15 protein-coding genes, 1 tRNA gene and 1 rRNA gene are annotated in these 16,963 nt (G+C 39.1%); 13 read left to right on the top strand and 4 right to left on the bottom strand.

Translation table 11 applies throughout. From position 1 onward, the window contains the following. Nucleotides 1-17: 17 nt before the first annotated feature. Entirely contained in the window at nt 18-1,304 is a 1,287-nt protein-coding gene (locus tag J0J35_RS08570) for a serine hydrolase (protein WP_206916637.1), read from the bottom strand. A 297-nt stretch (nt 1,305-1,601) separates the two neighbouring features. On the opposite strand from J0J35_RS08570, the gene J0J35_RS08565 reads away from it, so the two are divergent. The 8 genes from J0J35_RS08565 (at nt 1,602) to J0J35_RS08530 (ending at nt 9,689) form a co-directional block, all read left to right on the top strand. Continuing rightward, a complete protein-coding gene (locus J0J35_RS08565) occupies nt 1,602-2,222 on the top strand; it encodes a helix-turn-helix domain-containing protein (RefSeq protein ID WP_206916636.1) in 621 nt (206 codons plus the stop codon). Nucleotides 2,223-2,535: 313 nt separating this feature from the next. Beyond that, complete coding sequence (gene rpsL, locus J0J35_RS08560) at nt 2,536-2,949, top strand: 30S ribosomal protein S12 (RefSeq protein WP_003133552.1); 414 nt, start codon at nt 2,536-2,538, stop codon at nt 2,947-2,949. 19 nt (nt 2,950-2,968) lie between these two features. After that, nucleotides 2,969-3,436, top strand: a complete 468-nt coding sequence (gene rpsG / locus J0J35_RS08555; RefSeq protein WP_003133550.1) for a 30S ribosomal protein S7 — start codon at nt 2,969-2,971, stop codon at nt 3,434-3,436. Between the two features lie 214 nt (nt 3,437-3,650). Next, a complete protein-coding gene (locus J0J35_RS08550) occupies nt 3,651-5,591 on the top strand; it encodes an OPT/YSL family transporter (RefSeq protein WP_003133548.1) in 1,941 nt (646 codons plus the stop codon). Continuing rightward, complete coding sequence (locus J0J35_RS08545; protein WP_003133546.1) at nt 5,584-5,955, top strand: PqqD family protein; 372 nt, start codon at nt 5,584-5,586, stop codon at nt 5,953-5,955. Before J0J35_RS08550 ends, J0J35_RS08545 begins: the two co-directional genes overlap by 8 nt. A gap of 169 nt (nt 5,956-6,124) precedes the next feature. Then, nucleotides 6,125-8,215 carry an elongation factor G gene (gene fusA, locus J0J35_RS08540; protein WP_019335264.1) on the top strand — a complete coding sequence of 697 codons (2,091 nt, stop codon included), beginning with the start codon at nt 6,125-6,127 and terminating at the stop codon, nt 8,213-8,215. A gap of 180 nt (nt 8,216-8,395) precedes the next feature. Further along, on the top strand, nt 8,396-9,211 hold the full coding sequence (gene purR, locus J0J35_RS08535; protein ID WP_019292793.1) for a pur operon repressor: 816 nt from the start codon (nt 8,396-8,398) through the stop codon (nt 9,209-9,211). Continuing rightward, a complete protein-coding gene (locus tag J0J35_RS08530; protein WP_046401282.1) occupies nt 9,198-9,689 on the top strand; it encodes a DUF2127 domain-containing protein in 492 nt (163 codons plus the stop codon). Before purR ends, J0J35_RS08530 begins: the two co-directional genes overlap by 14 nt. A gap of 14 nt (nt 9,690-9,703) precedes the next feature. Here the strand turns inward: J0J35_RS08530 and lepB are convergent, their stop codons facing one another. Together lepB and rnhC are read right to left on the bottom strand one after the other, a co-directional pair. Further along, the gene (lepB, locus tag J0J35_RS08525) at nt 9,704-10,378 is read right to left on the bottom strand and encodes a signal peptidase I (RefSeq protein WP_019291501.1); all 675 of its coding nucleotides are present in this window, start codon (nt 10,376-10,378) and stop codon (nt 9,704-9,706) included. Nucleotides 10,379-10,388: 10 nt separating this feature from the next. Further along, entirely contained in the window at nt 10,389-11,267 is an 879-nt protein-coding gene (gene rnhC / locus J0J35_RS08520) for a ribonuclease HIII (RefSeq protein ID WP_206916635.1), read from the bottom strand. A gap of 180 nt (nt 11,268-11,447) precedes the next feature. On the opposite strand from rnhC, the gene rplM reads away from it, so the two are divergent. Together rplM and rpsI are read left to right on the top strand one after the other, a co-directional pair. Further along, complete coding sequence (rplM, locus tag J0J35_RS08515; protein ID WP_003133539.1) at nt 11,448-11,894, top strand: 50S ribosomal protein L13; 447 nt, start codon at nt 11,448-11,450, stop codon at nt 11,892-11,894. Between the two features lie 16 nt (nt 11,895-11,910). Continuing rightward, nucleotides 11,911-12,303 carry a 30S ribosomal protein S9 gene (gene rpsI / locus J0J35_RS08510; protein ID WP_003133537.1) on the top strand — a complete coding sequence of 131 codons (393 nt, stop codon included), beginning with the start codon at nt 11,911-11,913 and terminating at the stop codon, nt 12,301-12,303. A 240-nt stretch (nt 12,304-12,543) separates the two neighbouring features. Here rpsI and J0J35_RS08505 read toward each other — a convergent pair whose 3' ends face one another. Further along, nucleotides 12,544-13,215, bottom strand: a complete 672-nt coding sequence (locus tag J0J35_RS08505) for an MgtC/SapB family protein (RefSeq protein WP_019294130.1) — start codon at nt 13,213-13,215, stop codon at nt 12,544-12,546. A gap of 260 nt (nt 13,216-13,475) precedes the next feature. Here J0J35_RS08505 and cls point away from each other — a divergent pair, with 260 nt between their 5' ends. The 3 genes from cls (at nt 13,476) to J0J35_RS08490 (ending at nt 16,959) form a co-directional block, all read left to right on the top strand. Continuing rightward, nucleotides 13,476-14,924, top strand: coding sequence for a cardiolipin synthase (cls, locus tag J0J35_RS08500; RefSeq protein ID WP_019291487.1), 1,449 nt, complete (start codon nt 13,476-13,478; stop codon nt 14,922-14,924). Nucleotides 14,925-15,227: 303 nt separating this feature from the next. Next, a 16S ribosomal RNA gene (locus J0J35_RS08495) occupies nt 15,228-16,776 on the top strand. A gap of 110 nt (nt 16,777-16,886) precedes the next feature. Next, nucleotides 16,887-16,959 (top strand) — tRNA-Ala (locus J0J35_RS08490). Nucleotides 16,960-16,963: the final 4 nt, after the last annotated feature.

Genomic DNA, 16,963 nt, shown 5'->3' with positions numbered 1-16,963 from the left:
TACAAGAAAGTTTTTTATTAGAGTTTTTCGTTTACAAAACGGACGAATTTATTCCACATCACGACAAAGACATTTGCACGTTCCACATCTGTCTTAGCTGTAAGAGGAAAATGATAACCTGAAAAACCTGGGAGATAGCCGAGCTTATCTTTTTGTGTAGCTGTAGCCTGAACTAACTCTTCTCCTTTTTTGATGGGAGCCTCGATATTTGTTTTAGGATCGCGATCAAAGGTAATTTCAATTGCATTTATGTCGGCTGTACCATTTTTTAAGGGGACTACAGCGGAGAAGTTATCTTTAGCTATAAGATCAATACTGTTTTTCTTTCCGTCTCGTACGGGAAGTCTAGCGAAATCGCTGAGTTGCTCATCCTTACTAATAATATCTGCATTTGTCCAAGAAGCATAGACTTGGTTCATAAGATCATTAGTGAGTGTAAAAGGTGTTGAATTATCTACAGAAGGGTCTTTAGCTTCTAAAATAACCGTAATAATACGGAACCCATTTTGAACTGTTGTAGCAGCAAAACAGTCGACATAAAATGAAGTTGAACCAGTTTTAAGGCCATCTACACCGGCACGTGTTGTTGTAAACCCAGGCAACATTTGATTAGTATTTGCTAAAGTAGTTTCAGATTGCCCCCCCTTATCAAATGGAAGTTCTGTTTTTTCGGTGATTTTCAATATTTCGGGATAATCTTTGAGAAGATGTGTACACATGATGGCAACATCTTGAGCACTCATTGTATTGGCATCATTTTCAGTAGATCCTGGATAAATATTTTCACCGAGCTCGCTGTTTGGGAGGCCAGAAGAAGTATAAAGCTTAGCATCTGTAATGCCCCACTCTTTCAATTGAGCCATCATCATATCAACAAATTTCGGTTCCGAACCAGCAATTTTTTCTGCCAAGGCTATAGCAGCGGAGTTAGCTGAGGGTAAAAGCAAGGCATTAAGTAAATTTTTAACCGTGACTTCAGTTCCCTCAGCAAGTGGGATATTACTTGCGTTGCTGTTCATTGTTAAATTATAAGCATAGTCAGAAATAGGTACTTTTGTATCCCAAGCAATTTTTTTCTCATCGACACTCTTATAAACCAAGTAGGCCGTTAAAAGTTTAGTGATTGAAGCAATGCGCGTGCTTGAATCCGTTGCATTTTGGCTATAAAGGATTTTGCCACTGCTTGCATCTACGGCGATAGAAGATTTTGCTGCCACAGAAAAATCCTCAGCTTGAGCATTTATAGTAGCCAAAGGAGAGAATAAAAGCAGTAAGGAGAGGAAAGTGATTACGATTTTTTTCATGTTTCTATTTTATCATACCAGCGAAATAAGGTCTAATGTATTTCAAAAATAATATGTGTTAAACTCACACTAATAGATGCTTCAACAGCGAGTCAATGGTTTCACGTAAAACATTTCTTCTCTTTTAGGAAAATCTATGCAAATATTTATTATTTTACAGAAGTAAATGAAGTTTACAGTATCGGTAAACTTCATTTACAATAGCTCTTTTTACCCTCTTAGATAGGCATGCAAGAAATATTTGCTAGACATTCTATTCTTTTTAATATATCATGATGGGGCATGAAAGGAGTAAAGATGAATTTAGCCACTATTTTAGCAGAGGAACGGAAGAAAAAAGGAGAAACGCAACAAAAAGTTGCTGATACACTCTATATCTCAAGACAATCCCTTTCCAACTGGGAGAACGGGAAAAACTTTCCAGATGTTCCGATGCTGATAGAACTAAGTAATTATTATGATTTTTCACTTGATATTATTAAAGGAGACCCGCAGTTTATGAAGAAAGTTAAGAAGGATTATGAGTTAATCAATACGAAGAAAGCGAACAAGAAGTACTCAATACTATTGATTATATTGACCAGCCTTATCCTCCTCTTATCATTATTACTCATTCCTTTATCTCAGAACAACGTAACTTTACTAAATGGTATTACAATAATTATCTTCCTCCTCTGCATTCTCCTTTTACATGTGACTGTAAGCTTTAATAAACTTGCTTATCAGCATTATAAAGGAATAATGGATTCTCCCCTTTGGGTGCCAAAAGCATTCGGTTATGGCCTCAGTATTAATCCTTATAATAAGATAGGGCGCATACTGACTATTGTTCTCGTAATTTTTTTAGATTTTTTATTTGTTGCCCTAATTATCGCTATTTTATTTTTCGGTTATCCTGCTACATCATTTATTCATTAACCCAGATATGAGGCAATTAAGCGCGCGTGTCAGTATAGAAAATGCAAAAAAATTTGTAAAGAAATACTTTTCTCTAATAATATGCAAAATAAAGTTGACAGAGTGTTGAAATTTTGATAAGATATTAAACGGTACTTTTTATATTTGGTCCTAATAAGGAGAACTTGTATAAGTTGCCAAACTTCTTGTCAGAACTTGGATTAAGCGACCATATACTGACATTCCAACTTTATAAAAAAACAGAAAGGATTGTTTATTCGTTTTATTTCGCTTTGCGGTTCTCCGTAAATAAAAGGGATAAGCAGACAGAAAAATGCCTACTATTAACCAATTGGTGCGTAAAGGTCGTCACTCTAAAGTGGAAAAATCTAACTCACCTGCATTGAACATCGGCTATAACAGTCGTAAAAAACTCCAAACTAAAGTAGCAAGCCCACAAAAACGTGGTGTTGCAACTCGTGTTGGAACAATGACTCCGAAAAAACCTAACTCAGCGCTCCGTAAATTCGCTCGTGTACGTTTGTCTAACCTTATCGAGGTTACAGCATACATCCCAGGTATCGGTCACAACTTGCAAGAACACAGCGTTGTACTTCTTCGTGGTGGTCGTGTAAAAGACTTGCCAGGGGTACGTTACCACATCGTTCGTGGTGCACTCGATACAGCTGGTGTAACAGATCGTAAACAAAGCCGTTCTAAATACGGTACAAAAAAACCAAAAGCGTAATTGAAAGGAGATAAGAAGAATGCGTAAAAATCGTGCCCCAAAACGTGAAGTTTTGGCAGATCCAATGTACAACTCAGTAGTAGTAACACGTCTTATCAACCGCGTTATGCTTGATGGTAAACGTGGCGTTTCTACAAATATCGTTTACGGAGCTTTCAAACAAATTGAAGAAGCTACTGGAAACAACCCACTTGAAGTTTTCGAAACAGCTATGGAAAATATCATGCCTGTTCTTGAAGTTCGCGCTCGTCGTGTTGGTGGTTCTAACTATCAAGTCCCAGTTGAAGTTCGTCCAGAACGTCGTACAACTCTCGGACTCCGTTGGTTGGTAACAATCGCTCGTAACCGTGGTGAACACACTATGCAAGACCGTCTTGCAAAAGAAATTCTTGATGCTGCAAACAACACAGGTGCTGCAGTTAAGAAACGTGAAGACACACACAAAATGGCAGAAGCAAACCGTGCGTTCGCTCACTTCCGTTGGTAAGAAGATGACCCTTGGTCATTATTCTAGAAAAAGCTTGACTTTATGGTCAAGTTTTTTTATTTTCAAAGATAAGAAAATAAAAAAATATACACATTTACATAACAAAAATATGAGAAAAAAGCTACAAAAAACACTTAAACACCTTGCAGATTTGATGAATTTGTAGTAAAATAAGGCGAAAACACTTTCAAACTTAAGGAGTATATTACACAATATGAAAAAATTGTCTAAAACCGCCTATGGCGGTGTCGCAGGGAAAGATTACCTCCCTTATGAAGATGGACGCAAAAAGAGTGCTGGCAACCCAGTTGTAATTGTTATTGGTATTATTTTGGCCATTCTTTTTGCAGCATCTACTGCCTATTCAGGAATGCGTGCTGGTTTAACAGTAGCTGCAGGTATCCCAGGGGCTATTCTTGGTTCAGGACTCTTGTCAATTTTTATCCGTAAAAATAACTTCCTGATGAAGAATATCCTCCAGTCAATGGCAACTGGTGGTGAGTCAATTGCCTCAGGTCTTATCTTTGTCTTACCAGCAGTTATCCTTATTGGACAACAAGTCTCTTTCTTTGAAGGTGTAATTGTTGGTGTTTCTGCGGTTCTTGTATCTCTTGGTATTTTGTCATTTGTTCAAGACTATCTCTTAGTTGAAGAACATGGTACACTTGTTTATCCAGAAGCGATGGCAATTTCGGAAACGCTTGTTGCTTCTTCAACAGGTGGTAACTCACTTAAATACATGGGTATCGGTTTTGGTGTTGGTGGTCTTATTACTGCATTCACTTCAGCAGTTTTTGGTGTTGTGAACAACGTTGTAAGCTATACAAACGAAACTTTCTACAAATGGAAACTTGAAATTGAAGTAAATCCAATGCTTGCTGCCATCGGCTTTATTGTTGGGCTTGAGGTTGCGGTAATGATGTTTGCTGGTTCAATCCTTGCTAACTTTGGTATCGCTCCATTGATTGGTTACTTCTCAGAAATGGCTGGAAACGGTCATCATGTTTGGAATGACCCATCTACTCCAATCCAAGCTATGAATTTTGCCGCAATCTCTGGATCATATGTTAAATACATTGGTGCGGGGATGATGATTTCAGGTGGTATGATTGGGGCAATCCGTCTTATCCCAACAATCATCAACTCTGTTAAAGCAACACTCGATGGACGTAAAAATGCCGAAGCTGGAGAACGTGATTCACTTGGCATCTTTGCTATCCTTATTGGTATTGTTGCAACATTTGTTGTTGGCTTCATTATCTCTGGTGGGAACATCGCCATGACTTTCCTTGCTGGTATTCTTTCAATCGTTCTTTCAATGTTATTCATCATCGTTGCAGGACGCTTGACAGGTACAATCGGTACATCTAACTTGCCAGTATCTGGTATGACAATTGCCTCACTTGTTATCCTGACTCTTGTTTTCTTGACAATGGGTTGGACATCAAGTGCAGACCTTAAATCACTCTTGCTCTTCGGTACCTTCATCGTTGTAGCGATTTCAGTAGCTGGTGGTTATACACAAGCTCAAAAAGTTACTTTCATCACTGGTGGTAACAAATATGAAGTACGTCGTTTCTTCCTTGTTGCTGCCGTTCTTGGTGTTGTAGTGGTAACAGGTGTTATCGTATTACTTCGTGATCAATTAGCTTTAACGGGTGATGCAGCTCAGTTCGCCTTACCACAAGCAAACTTGATGGCAACTTTGACTGATGGTATCATCGGTGGAGAACTTCCGTGGCATATGATTATTGCTGGTATCGTGTTTGGTATTATCCTTTACATGATTAAAGTTCCAGTTATGACATTTGCAATTGGTTTCTACCTTCCAATTTCAACAACGTCAATTATTCTTATTGGTGCTTTAGTTCGTATTTTGGTGGAAGTTCTTGGTAAAAAAGATACAGAAGCTGTTCAAGAAGAACGTATGTCATCAGGTGTCTCTTTATCGTCAGGTTTAGTTGCCGGTGCATCAATTATTGGTTTGTTGGGTATTATCCTTCAAGTTTCAGGAGTCGTAACTCCAGGAACACCTACGGGATTTGTAGGTTCTAACGCCATGGCTTGGGTACTCATGGTCATCTTAATCATTGCGATTGTAGCACCATTGATGTCAATCAAGAAAGCTCCGGCTGCCGAGAAGTCAGATGAGTAATAAAAAGAAAAAAGATGATATTTCAGATGAAAATCTGAATATGATTTTCCGGAAAAAAGATAAAGTGTTATTTGAATGGCACGAAGGTCGGATTCGGATTTATAAAGATCAAAAACATTGGACACAAAATCTTATGCGTAAGATGGGGGCGAAAATACCTCAACGTACGTACATGTCTTTGGATGAATATGGTACACTTGTTTTTAGCATGATCGATGGTAAAACAACTGTAAAGGAAATAGGAGAAGCACTAAGTGCACAGCACGAGGAAGCCTCTCAACAACTCTATGAGCGTCTTTTCCTGTACCTTAATCATTTAGAATCTGTCGAAAGATGGATTGAGATTGTTGAAAAAGGGGAATAGTCTCCTTTTTCTTTTTTTGATAAAAATTTTTCATGAAGAAGAAGTAAGTCTTTTTGAAAAAAGCTTAAATTTTATTTAAAAATAGTTGAAAGATAAAAATAGAACTATAAAAACCTTTATTATTATGATATAATGGGGTGTAAAACTAAAAATTAATTAGGAGAAAACTATGGCTCGCGAATTTTCACTTGAAAATACTCGTAATATCGGTATCATGGCTCACGTCGATGCCGGTAAAACAACTACCACTGAACGTGTCCTTTACTATACTGGTAAAATTCACAAAATCGGTGAAACTCACGAAGGTGCATCACAAATGGACTGGATGGAGCAAGAACAAGAACGTGGTATCACTATCACTTCTGCTGCGACAACTGCCCAATGGAAAGGCAACCGTGTAAACATTATTGATACACCAGGTCACGTGGACTTCACAATCGAAGTACAACGTTCACTCCGTGTTCTTGACGGTGCAGTAACTGTACTTGATGCTCAATCAGGTGTTGAACCACAAACTGAAACAGTTTGGCGTCAAGCAACTGACTATGGAGTTCCACGTATCGTTTTTGCTAATAAAATGGATAAAATCGGTGCTGACTTCTTCTATTCACTTTCTACATTGCACGATCGTTTGGGCGCTAACGCTCATCCAATTCAAATCCCAATCGGATCTGAAGAAGACTTCGTGGGTATCATTGACTTGGTAACTATGCGCGCAGAAATCTATACTAACGACCTTGGTACAGATATCCGTGACGAAGAAATCCCAGCAGAATACATGGAACAAGCTGAAGAATGGCGTACAAAACTCATCGAAGCTATCGCTGAAACAGACGAAGACTTGATGGAAAAATACTTTGCAGGTGAAGAAATCACTGAAGCAGAGTTGAAAGCTGCTATTCGTAAAGCAACAATCAACGTTGAATTCTACCCAATGCTTGCAGGTTCTGCCTTCAAGAACAAAGGTGTTCAAATGATGCTTGATGCGGTTATTGATTACCTCCCAAGCCCATTGGACATTCCTGCAATCAAAGGTGTTAACCCAGATACAGACGAAGAAGACGAACGCCCAGCATCTGATGATGCTCCATTTGCGGCTCTTGCCTTCAAGATCATGACTGACCCATTCGTTGGACGTCTTTCATTCTTCCGTGTTTACTCAGGTACATTGGATGCTGGTTCATACGTCTTGAATACTTCTAAAGGTAAACGTGAACGTATCGGACGTATCCTCCAAATGCACGCGAATACTCGTCAAGAAATCCAAACAGTTTATGCTGGTGATATCGCCGCTGCTGTTGGTTTGAAAAACACTACAACTGGTGACTCATTGACTGACGAAAAAGCACGTATCATCCTTGAGTCTATCGAAGTTCCAGAACCAGTTATCCAACTTTCTGTTGAACCTAAATCAAAAGCTGACCAAGATAAAATGGGTGTTGCCCTTACTAAATTGGCTGAAGAAGATCCAACATTCCGCGTTGAAACAAACGTTGAAACTGGTGAAACAGTTATCTCTGGTATGGGTGAGCTTCACCTTGATGTCCTTGTTGACCGTATGAAACGTGAATTCAAAGTTGAAGCTAACGTTGGTGCACCTCAAGTATCATACCGTGAAACATTCCGTGCACCTACTCAAGCACGTGGATTCTTCAAACGTCAATCAGGTGGTAAAGGTCAATACGGTGACGTATGGATCGAATTCACACCGAACGAAGAAGGTGCTGGTTTCGAGTTTGAAAATGCTATCGTCGGTGGTGTGGTTCCACGTGAATTCGTACCAGCCGTTGAAAAAGGTTTGGTAGAAACTATGGCTAACGGTGTCCTTGCTGGTTACCCAATGGTTGATATTAAAGCTAAACTTTATGATGGTTCATATCACGATGTCGATTCATCAGAAACTGCCTTCAAGGTTGCGGCTTCACTCGCTATGAAAGAAGCTGCTAAGACTGCACAACCTGCAATCCTTGAACCAATGATGAAAGTTGTTATCACAGTTCCTGAAGAAAACCTCGGAGATGTTATGGGTCACGTAACAGCTCGTCGTGGACGTGTAAACAGCATGGAAGCACATGGTAAATCACAAATCGTTAATGCATTTGTACCACTTGCTGAAATGTTTGGTTATGCAACTACTCTTCGTTCATCTTCACAAGGTCGTGGTACATTCATGATGACATTTGACCACTACGAAGATGTACCTAAATCAGTACAAGAAGAAATTATCAAGAAAAACGGTCGCGGTGGCGATGCTGAATAATCTTTGATTATTTCAACTAATAAAAAAGCAATATCTTTAAGGTATTGCTTTTTTTATTTTGAATTATTCGAAAATATATCCCAGATACTGTAATTTTTATGATTAAATTTGAATGCTTTGCTTGATTGTTCGGTTTTTCTACGTTATAATTAAACCAACAAAAAGAAAAGGGTGATTAATATGAAAAGAAACGAACGTTTAGTGGACTTTACTAATTTTTTATTGAACAGACCCAATAGAATGTTGAATCTGAACGAAATTAGTAAACGCTATGAAGTAGCCAAATCCTCGATTTCTGAAGACCTTGTTTTTATTAAGCGTGTCTTTGAAGATCAAAATATTGGAATTGTCGAAACTTTTCCTGGAAGTTTAGGAGGCGTACGTTTCACACCCTATATATCTGATGAAGTTTCTCGGGATCGTGCGTTGGAACTTGCGGACCTTTTGCGTGAAGAAAACCGTATTTTACCTGGAGGTTATATATATCTTTCTGATATTTTAGGTCACCCTGCTAATCTAAAAAAAATTGGTCAAATTATTGCTCATGAGTATTGTGATAAACAAATTGATGTCGTGATGACAATTGCGACAAAAGGGATTCCGATTGCACAGTCTGTAGCGGAAATTTTAGATGTTCCTTTTGTTATTGTTCGACGTGATCCTAAAGTTACAGAAGGGGCAACTTTGAACGTGAATTATATGTCAGGTTCAAGCAGCCGTGTTGAAAATATGACACTTTCTAAGCGGAGTTTATCGATTGGCCAAAGTGTATTGATTGTAGACGACTTTATGAAAGGAGCTGGAACGATTAATGGCATGAAGAGTCTTGTTCACGAATTTGATTGTTTCTTATCTGGTGTGGCTGTCTTTCTGGAAGGGCCTTTCAAGGGAGAGCGGTTGGTAGATGATTATAAATCAATCCTCAAGGTAGATCAGATAGATGTTGCCCAGCGGACAATTGAAGTAGAGCTAGGTAATATATTTGAAGAGAAATAAAGCAAACAAGCAAGGTGTTATTGATTTAAGCTTTGATATCGTATTGTTACTAAAGTCACTATTTGCCTTAGGCGAAGTTCTTGGTGGTATTTTTCTTTTCTTTATTACACCTGAGCGCATGTCTGGTATTGTGGGCTGGTTTACTCGAGGAGAATTAAAAGAAGATCCAAGCGACTTTATAGCTCATTTCTTATTAAATTTGGGGTATCATTTTACTGTTAGTACACAATACCTTGCTGCTGTTTATCTTCTAGTACATGGTTTAATCAAGCTTGTGACTTTGGTGCTTTTATGGAAAAAGATTCTTTGGGCGTATCCATTATCAATTTTGGTTTTTTTATGCTTTATTGTTTACCAACTGACGGATTATTTGCAATATCATTCTAATTTTATGCTTTTTGTCTCAGTTTTTGATGTTTTGCTGATTCTCCTTACCTACCTAGAATATAAAAATATGAAAAAAACTTTGTCTATCTAGACAAAGTTTTTTTATTAGTTAAGGGTAGAAATTTTATTAATTGGCCACACACGGAACATGGTTCGACCAACAATATCAGAACGTTTAAAGGTTCCTACTGCTCGACTGTCTCTCGACACAATACGGTTATCCCCTAAGAGAAGATACTCTCCCTCAGGTACTTTAATCGTAAAGGTTGGATTGCCTGTTGCATCCGTGGTAAAGGCTTGAGCTTGTTGCGCAAGTTGAACAAAGTAAGCGCGATTGGCTTCAGAGAGTTCAGAAGTCAAAGCGTAATTTTGATAAGTCTTTTCGAGTTCATTATTAGAAAGCTGTTTTTTAAAGTCTGCCAAGTAAGGCTCATCAGTTTTCTTTCCATTGATGTAAAGTTGATCTTTATCAAATTTAATCTCATCACCCGGCATACCAACCACACGCTTTACAACGTCTTTTGTTTCGGTTTGCCCATTTACTGTTTCTGTTTCTTTAGCAACTACGATATCAAAGCGGTTAATGCTTGCAGTTTTAATAAGAACCAGGCGTTGTTTATCAGCTAAGTTTGGATCCATTGAATGACCATCAACAACGACAAGTGACCAGATAAAGATACGTGAGAGGATTGCGATAGTGATAATTGCGATAAAGATGCCCCATTCTTTAACGAATCGTGTGAAGGCATTGGGTTGTTTGTTTTGTGTGGTATTTTCCATATTTAACTTTCTATATTTGAGCTATGTTTATTGCTTTCTTCGTGTTAGCAAAATGTAATTTTGCATATCTTTTCAAGGACTCAGAACCGTTTTGACGTATTAGCTTTGCAGCTACTTGGTCAGAAGCTGCTCCGGCGCCGCTTGGTAACTTATACCCTGCTTCTAGAGAAAGAGCTTTGAGATTTTCTAGAAAGAGGTAGCGGGCAATAATAGAGCTGCAAGCAACGGCTAAGAATTGGTCTTCAGCCTTAGGTAAAAGGGTAACTTTACCGTTCACTTTATTTTGCTCGGCTAATAAATATTTTTGGTAATTTTTTTCAGTCGTAAAGGCATCAACAATTATATATTCAATACTTTCTGAAACACGTTTTTCGAGGAGATAAATAGCTTGGTTATGCAAGGCTACTTTGATACTTACAGCATTGTAACCTGAATCAATGACTTGGTTATATTTTGTGGGTTCAACAATCAAAGGCACATGTGTGATATTCTCCATTAATTGAGGAGCAATTTGATAGATTTTTTCATCGGTAACTTTTTTAGAATCGGCGACACCGAGCTTCTTTAATAAAAGTACATCTTCAGTATTGACAAAACTTGCCACAACGACTAAGGGACCAAAATAAGAACCATTGCCGACTTCATCGGTACCGATTATGTTCTCTTGTTGCTGTGGACGTGATGAAGCAGTATGCCCAAATTGTTGAGCGATACGTTCAGCATCCTCTCCTTGAAAGACAACTTTTCCTGACGTATATACAGAAATAGTAGCTTTAGGTAGCTTTGCATAAAAAACAATATATTGGTTTTTTGATGCCGTCTTATATTTGTCGAACTTAAGAATAAGTCTATCTAACATTTTGGAGTCTAAAGTAAGAACTACATTCATGGTAATAGTTTAACATAAAAGCAAAAAAATTAAAAATGAATCTTGACAAGACTTGACATATGTGGTATTATGATAAACGGTATTGTTTACCCCATTTTTGTGGCCCCGGAAACCCAAAAATATTTGCAGGACTCTTACACCTGCCGTAAACAAATTCTAAGTAAAGGAAACTTAACCCAAATGATGAAAACAACATTCATGGCTAACGCTTCAAACGTTGACCGTAAATGGTACGTGGTTGACGCAACTGATGTACCTCTTGGTCGTTTGTCAGCTGTAGTTGCTAGCGTGCTTCGCGGTAAAAACAAACCAACTTTCACTCCTCACACAGATACAGGTGATTTCGTTATCGTTATCAATGCTGATAAAGTAAAACTTACTGGTAAAAAAGCAACTGATAAAGTTTACTACCGTCACAGCCTTCACCCAGGTGGATTGAAATCAATCACTGCTGGTGAACTCCGTGAGAAAAACGCTGTACGTTTGATTGAAAAATCAGTTAAAGGTATGCTTCCACACAACACTCTTGGACGTGCTCAAGGCATGAAACTTAAAGTGTTTGTTGGTGGTGAACACACACACGCAGCACAAAAACCTGAAGTTCTTGATATTTCAGGTCTTATCTAAGGAGGGAACGCACTAAATGGCACAAGTACAATATGCTGGCACAGGACGCCGTAAAAATTCAGTTGCTCGTGTACGTCTCGTACCCGGCACAGGTAAAATCGTAATTAACAAACGTGATGTAGAAGACTACATCCCACAAGCAGCACTTCGCCTTGTTATCAACCAACCATTTGCAGCTACACAAACTGAAGGTAGCTACGACACACTCGTAAACGTAAACGGTGGTGGTGTATCAGGTCAATCAGGAGCTATCCGTCACGGTATCGCTCGTGCATTGCTTGAAGTGGATCCAGACTTCCGTGGTGCTTTGAAACGCGCTGGCTTGCTTACACGTGATGCTCGTATGGTTGAACGTAAAAAAGCTGGTCTTAAGAAAGCCCGTAAAGCTTCACAATTCTCAAAACGTTAATCTGTTTCAGATATATCAACGTTTCGAACAATTATTTGGTGGAGATTGGTGTAACATTCAATCTCCCTCATATAAATATCAAAAAGACACCAGAAGAATTCTGGTGTCTTTTTGATATTTATTGTAGCAGCTCCATTTAAGTAATATTTATCATAAAGACCGTCTTAAATACGAATACTAAGAGCGGAGTAAGATTGTGAAAAGTAAAAATACCCCTAGGAAGGGGCTCTATCTTTAAGATTAGTATTCAATTGATTTAATCTTTTCGTTTGACTCTAAAAGAGTTACCAGTGATGCAAGTTCATAAGTTTTGGGTAAGCTCAGATATAGATCAGTTTTCAAACAATTATTTGATTTTTTTTCAACTTTTATACTCAGAATTTTAATATGTTCATTTTTCATTTGTTTTTGCAACAGGCGAAGACCTTCAATATCTTCTAATTGAACGATAAGATGATTGCTTGTTGCTGTTTTTATCCACCGATAATTTTGATGTAAAATGATTTGAAAAAGTAAAATGAGTAAAGTAGCTACAATACCTATAAAATATAATCCAGAACCAATAGCCATCCCAATACCAGAAGTTGCCCAAATGCCAGCAGCGGTGGTTAAGCCTCGAACGGATTGATTGTGAACAAAAATCAGTCCTGCTCCTAAAAAACCAATTCCGCTTACAATTTGAGCAGCAATTCTGGAAGGATCAAGGTTGATCCCATGAGTGCTAATGATGTCCATAAAGCCGTATTTTGAGACGATAATCATCAAGGCAGCGCTCAAAGAAACAATTAAATGAGTACGTGTTCCAGCATTTTTATAACGGCTATTTCTTTCATAACCAATAGCATAGCCACAAATTCCTGCTAATATTAAACGAATCAACCAATCAATTTGTGTTAAGAAAGTAATTTGCATAAAAATTCCTCCTTGTCATTTAAAACCTACCTTACATTATATCGCTATTTTAATAAGAAAAACAGTAATTTTTATAAAAAATGAATAACTTATATTGGACTAAATATATATAGTATATTCTCTGTAGAGGTGGAAAGTTCAAGCGTTTTTTTACACAATAGTAAATTAATGTCTAGCACACGTTCAATATTCAATCAATTTTGGTATAATTGGATGAACAATATTATTTTATAGAGGATTATTTTAGGGAGAAATATTTTATGTCACTTGCGACAATTTATAGTTTTATTGGAACACTGATAACGATTAACACGGTGCTTGCCCTTGTGACGATTTTTCGTAAACCGAGGTCTATTGCCAGTATTTTGGCTTGGTTTATGTTCTTAGTTTTTTTACCAGGTATTGGATTTCTTGGCTATCTTTTCCTAGGACGAGGACTTGATCGAACAACAACACGTCGTTTTGAAGAAGAAAACAAATACAACCTGTCCATTCTTGGCCAAAGAGTTCATGAAAACAATGAAAAATTTGGGCCCAAAGATATGACCCCCCACGAAAAATTACTTAAAAGGTATTTTAATAATATGGAGCGAACACCGCTTTGTCGTGGGAATAATGTACAATTTTATCTAAATGGCGAAGATAAATTTTCAGCTTTGTTTGAAGATATAAAAAATGCCAAAGACAATATTCATGTAGAATACTATGCATTTTTTAATGACAAAATTGGAACTGCTTTTCGTGATCATTTGATTACGAAAGCTAAAGAAGGTATTGAAGTAAGGGTGGTTTACGACCCGTGGGGAGGAAAAACGAAAAAAGATTTCTTTAAACCATTAGAGGAAGCCGGCGGGAAAGTTACAGCCTTTATCACTTCGCGTAATGCACTAATGAAAACGCGGCTTAACTATCATTTACACCGTAAAATCGTAGTGATAGATGGTCAAATTGGCTGGACTGGTGGTTTTAATGTTGGTGATCAATATATTTACAATAGTAAAAAGTTTGGTTTCTGGCGTGATACACATGGCAGAATTGTTGGTACAGCAGCTTTCGGTCTTCAAGAAACGTTTATTCGAGATTGGAATGTTTCCGTTAAAGACCCTCGAGAGAAACTTGAACGAAAAGATACATATTTTGTGGTACCAGAAGAAGAGGGGAACATTGATATCCAGATTGTGGCTAACGGCCCAGAAAATGATAATAAAACCTTAAGAACAGGTTTTATTAAAATGATTATGGATGCAGAAGACTATATTTGGCTTCAATCGCCTTATTTGATACCTGACGACTCTATGATAACGGCACTTATTGCAGCGGCGAATTCTGGTGTTGATGTAAGGATAATGATTCCCGATATGCCTGATCATCCGTTTATTTTTCGAGCAACGCAGTATTACGCAAATTATCTGCATAAACAAGGCGTAAAAATATACAATTATACAAATGGCTTTATACATTCTAAAACTCTTGTAATGGATGGAAAATTAGGTGTTTTTGGTACAACTAATCAAGATATACGCAGTTATGAATTAAATTTTGAGATAAGTGCTTTTTGCTATGATGAAGGAGTAGCAGAGGAGATGAGAAAGACTTTTGAGGCAGATTTGAGAGATTCAAGTCTACTTACAGATGAAGAAATTGCTCAACAATCCCTCTGGCTTAAAATCAAGCAAAACTTTTCACGATTACTGAGTCCAATATTATAGAATAGAAAACCAGCCCCCAAAGTGTCTGGTTTTTTTTATAGTCTTTAAACGTGACAACGGCGGGGTTTTCCGAACGAGTGTAAAAAAAAGGGAGAAAAATCACAGTTTATTCTTGACAGAACAAAGTGAGTTTGATAGAATATAATAGTTGTCGCGAGAGAGCGTATCTCTTACGAGAGCGATAGACCTTTGAAAACTGAATAAAGTAGAATGACTATATGCGAGAAGTTAACTTCTTGTATACCAACTGTCAATTCAATAATGAAAGACAAAACAACAGCCAGTTCATTTGATGAACTAAATTTAAATGAGAGTTTGATCCTGGCTCAGGACGAACGCTGGCGGCGTGCCTAATACATGCAAGTCGAGCGATGATTAAAGATAGCTTGCTATTTTTATGAAGAGCGGCGAACGGGTGAGTAACGCGTGGGAAATCTGCCGAGTAGCGGGGGACAACGTTTGGAAACGAACGCTAATACCGCATAACAATGAGAATCGCATGATTCTTATTTGAAAGAAGCAATTGCTTCACTACTTGATGATCCCGCGTTGTATTAGCTAGTTGGTAGTGTAAAGGACTACCAAGGCGATGATACATAGCCGACCTGAGAGGGTGATCGGCCACACTGGGACTGAGACACGGCCCAGACTCCTACGGGAGGCAGCAGTAGGGAATCTTCGGCAATGGGGGCAACCCTGACCGAGCAACGCCGCGTGAGTGAAGAAGGTTTTCGGATCGTAAAACTCTGTTGTTAGAGAAGAACGTTAAGTAGAGTGGAAAATTACTTAAGTGACGGTATCTAACCAGAAAGGGACGGCTAACTACGTGCCAGCAGCCGCGGTAATACGTAGGTCCCAAGCGTTGTCCGGATTTATTGGGCGTAAAGCGAGCGCAGGTGGTTTCTTAAGTCTGATGTAAAAGGCAGTGGCTCAACCATTGTGTGCATTGGAAACTGGGAGACTTGAGTGCAGGAGAGGAGAGTGGAATTCCATGTGTAGCGGTGAAATGCGTAGATATATGGAGGAACACCGGAGGCGAAAGCGGCTCTCTGGCCTGTAACTGACACTGAGGCTCGAAAGCGTGGGGAGCAAACAGGATTAGATACCCTGGTAGTCCACGCCGTAAACGATGAGTGCTAGCTGTAGGGAGCTATAAGTTCTCTGTAGCGCAGCTAACGCATTAAGCACTCCGCCTGGGGAGTACGACCGCAAGGTTGAAACTCAAAGGAATTGACGGGGGCCCGCACAAGCGGTGGAGCATGTGGTTTAATTCGAAGCAACGCGAAGAACCTTACCAGGTCTTGACATACTCGTGCTATCCTTAGAGATAAGGAGTTCCTTCGGGACACGGGATACAGGTGGTGCATGGTTGTCGTCAGCTCGTGTCGTGAGATGTTGGGTTAAGTCCCGCAACGAGCGCAACCCTTATTACTAGTTGCCATCATTAAGTTGGGCACTCTAGTGAGACTGCCGGTGATAAACCGGAGGAAGGTGGGGATGACGTCAAATCATCATGCCCCTTATGACCTGGGCTACACACGTGCTACAATGGATGGTACAACGAGTCGCCAACCCGCGAGGGTGCGCTAATCTCTTAAAACCATTCTCAGTTCGGATTGCAGGCTGCAACTCGCCTGCATGAAGTCGGAATCGCTAGTAATCGCGGATCAGCACGCCGCGGTGAATACGTTCCCGGGCCTTGTACACACCGCCCGTCACACCACGGAAGTTGGGAGTACCCAAAGTAGGTTGCCTAACCGCAAGGAGGGCGCTTCCTAAGGTAAGACCGATGACTGGGGTGAAGTCGTAACAAGGTAGCCGTATCGGAAGGTGCGGCTGGATCACCTCCTTTCTAAGGAATATAAAAAAAGATGTTGTTCTACTTTATTCAGTTTTGAGGGGTCTATAAAGACCAAACAAGCAGTCTTTTGATGCAAGATAGAGAAGATTGCGTTGAGAGAAGGGGCCTTAGCTCAGCTGGGAGAGCGCCTGCTTTGCACGCAGGAGGTCAGCGGTTCGATCCCGCTAGGCTCCATAAG

It is taken from the genome of Lactococcus sp. LG606 (genome assembly GCF_017309645.1).
In the GTDB taxonomy this organism is placed as follows: domain Bacteria; phylum Bacillota; class Bacilli; order Lactobacillales; family Streptococcaceae; genus Lactococcus; species Lactococcus petauri.
The sequence above is the reverse complement of the archived record's forward strand: the minus strand, read 5'-3'. Positions and strand labels throughout refer to the sequence as shown.

What these genes read in the sequence shown, in the direction of transcription:
- J0J35_RS08570 (WP_206916637.1), bottom strand. Translation starts at nt 1,304, where the DNA reads ATGAAAAAAATCGTAATCACTTTCCTCTCCTTACTGCTTTTATTCTCT.
- J0J35_RS08565 (WP_206916636.1), top strand. Translation starts at nt 1,602, where the DNA reads ATGAATTTAGCCACTATTTTAGCAGAGGAACGGAAGAAAAAAGGAGAA.
- rpsL (WP_003133552.1), top strand. Translation starts at nt 2,536, where the DNA reads ATGCCTACTATTAACCAATTGGTGCGTAAAGGTCGTCACTCTAAAGTG.
- rpsG (WP_003133550.1), top strand. Translation starts at nt 2,969, where the DNA reads ATGCGTAAAAATCGTGCCCCAAAACGTGAAGTTTTGGCAGATCCAATG.
- J0J35_RS08550 (WP_003133548.1), top strand. Translation starts at nt 3,651, where the DNA reads ATGAAAAAATTGTCTAAAACCGCCTATGGCGGTGTCGCAGGGAAAGAT.
- J0J35_RS08545 (WP_003133546.1), top strand. Translation starts at nt 5,584, where the DNA reads ATGAGTAATAAAAAGAAAAAAGATGATATTTCAGATGAAAATCTGAAT.
- fusA (WP_019335264.1), top strand. Translation starts at nt 6,125, where the DNA reads ATGGCTCGCGAATTTTCACTTGAAAATACTCGTAATATCGGTATCATG.
- purR (WP_019292793.1), top strand. Translation starts at nt 8,396, where the DNA reads ATGAAAAGAAACGAACGTTTAGTGGACTTTACTAATTTTTTATTGAAC.
- lepB (WP_019291501.1), bottom strand. Translation starts at nt 10,378, where the DNA reads ATGGAAAATACCACACAAAACAAACAACCCAATGCCTTCACACGATTC.
- rnhC (WP_206916635.1), bottom strand. Translation starts at nt 11,267, where the DNA reads ATGAATGTAGTTCTTACTTTAGACTCCAAAATGTTAGATAGACTTATT.
- rplM (WP_003133539.1), top strand. Translation starts at nt 11,448, where the DNA reads ATGATGAAAACAACATTCATGGCTAACGCTTCAAACGTTGACCGTAAA.
- rpsI (WP_003133537.1), top strand. Translation starts at nt 11,911, where the DNA reads ATGGCACAAGTACAATATGCTGGCACAGGACGCCGTAAAAATTCAGTT.
- J0J35_RS08505 (WP_019294130.1), bottom strand. Translation starts at nt 13,215, where the DNA reads ATGCAAATTACTTTCTTAACACAAATTGATTGGTTGATTCGTTTAATA.
- cls (WP_019291487.1), top strand. Translation starts at nt 13,476, where the DNA reads ATGTCACTTGCGACAATTTATAGTTTTATTGGAACACTGATAACGATT.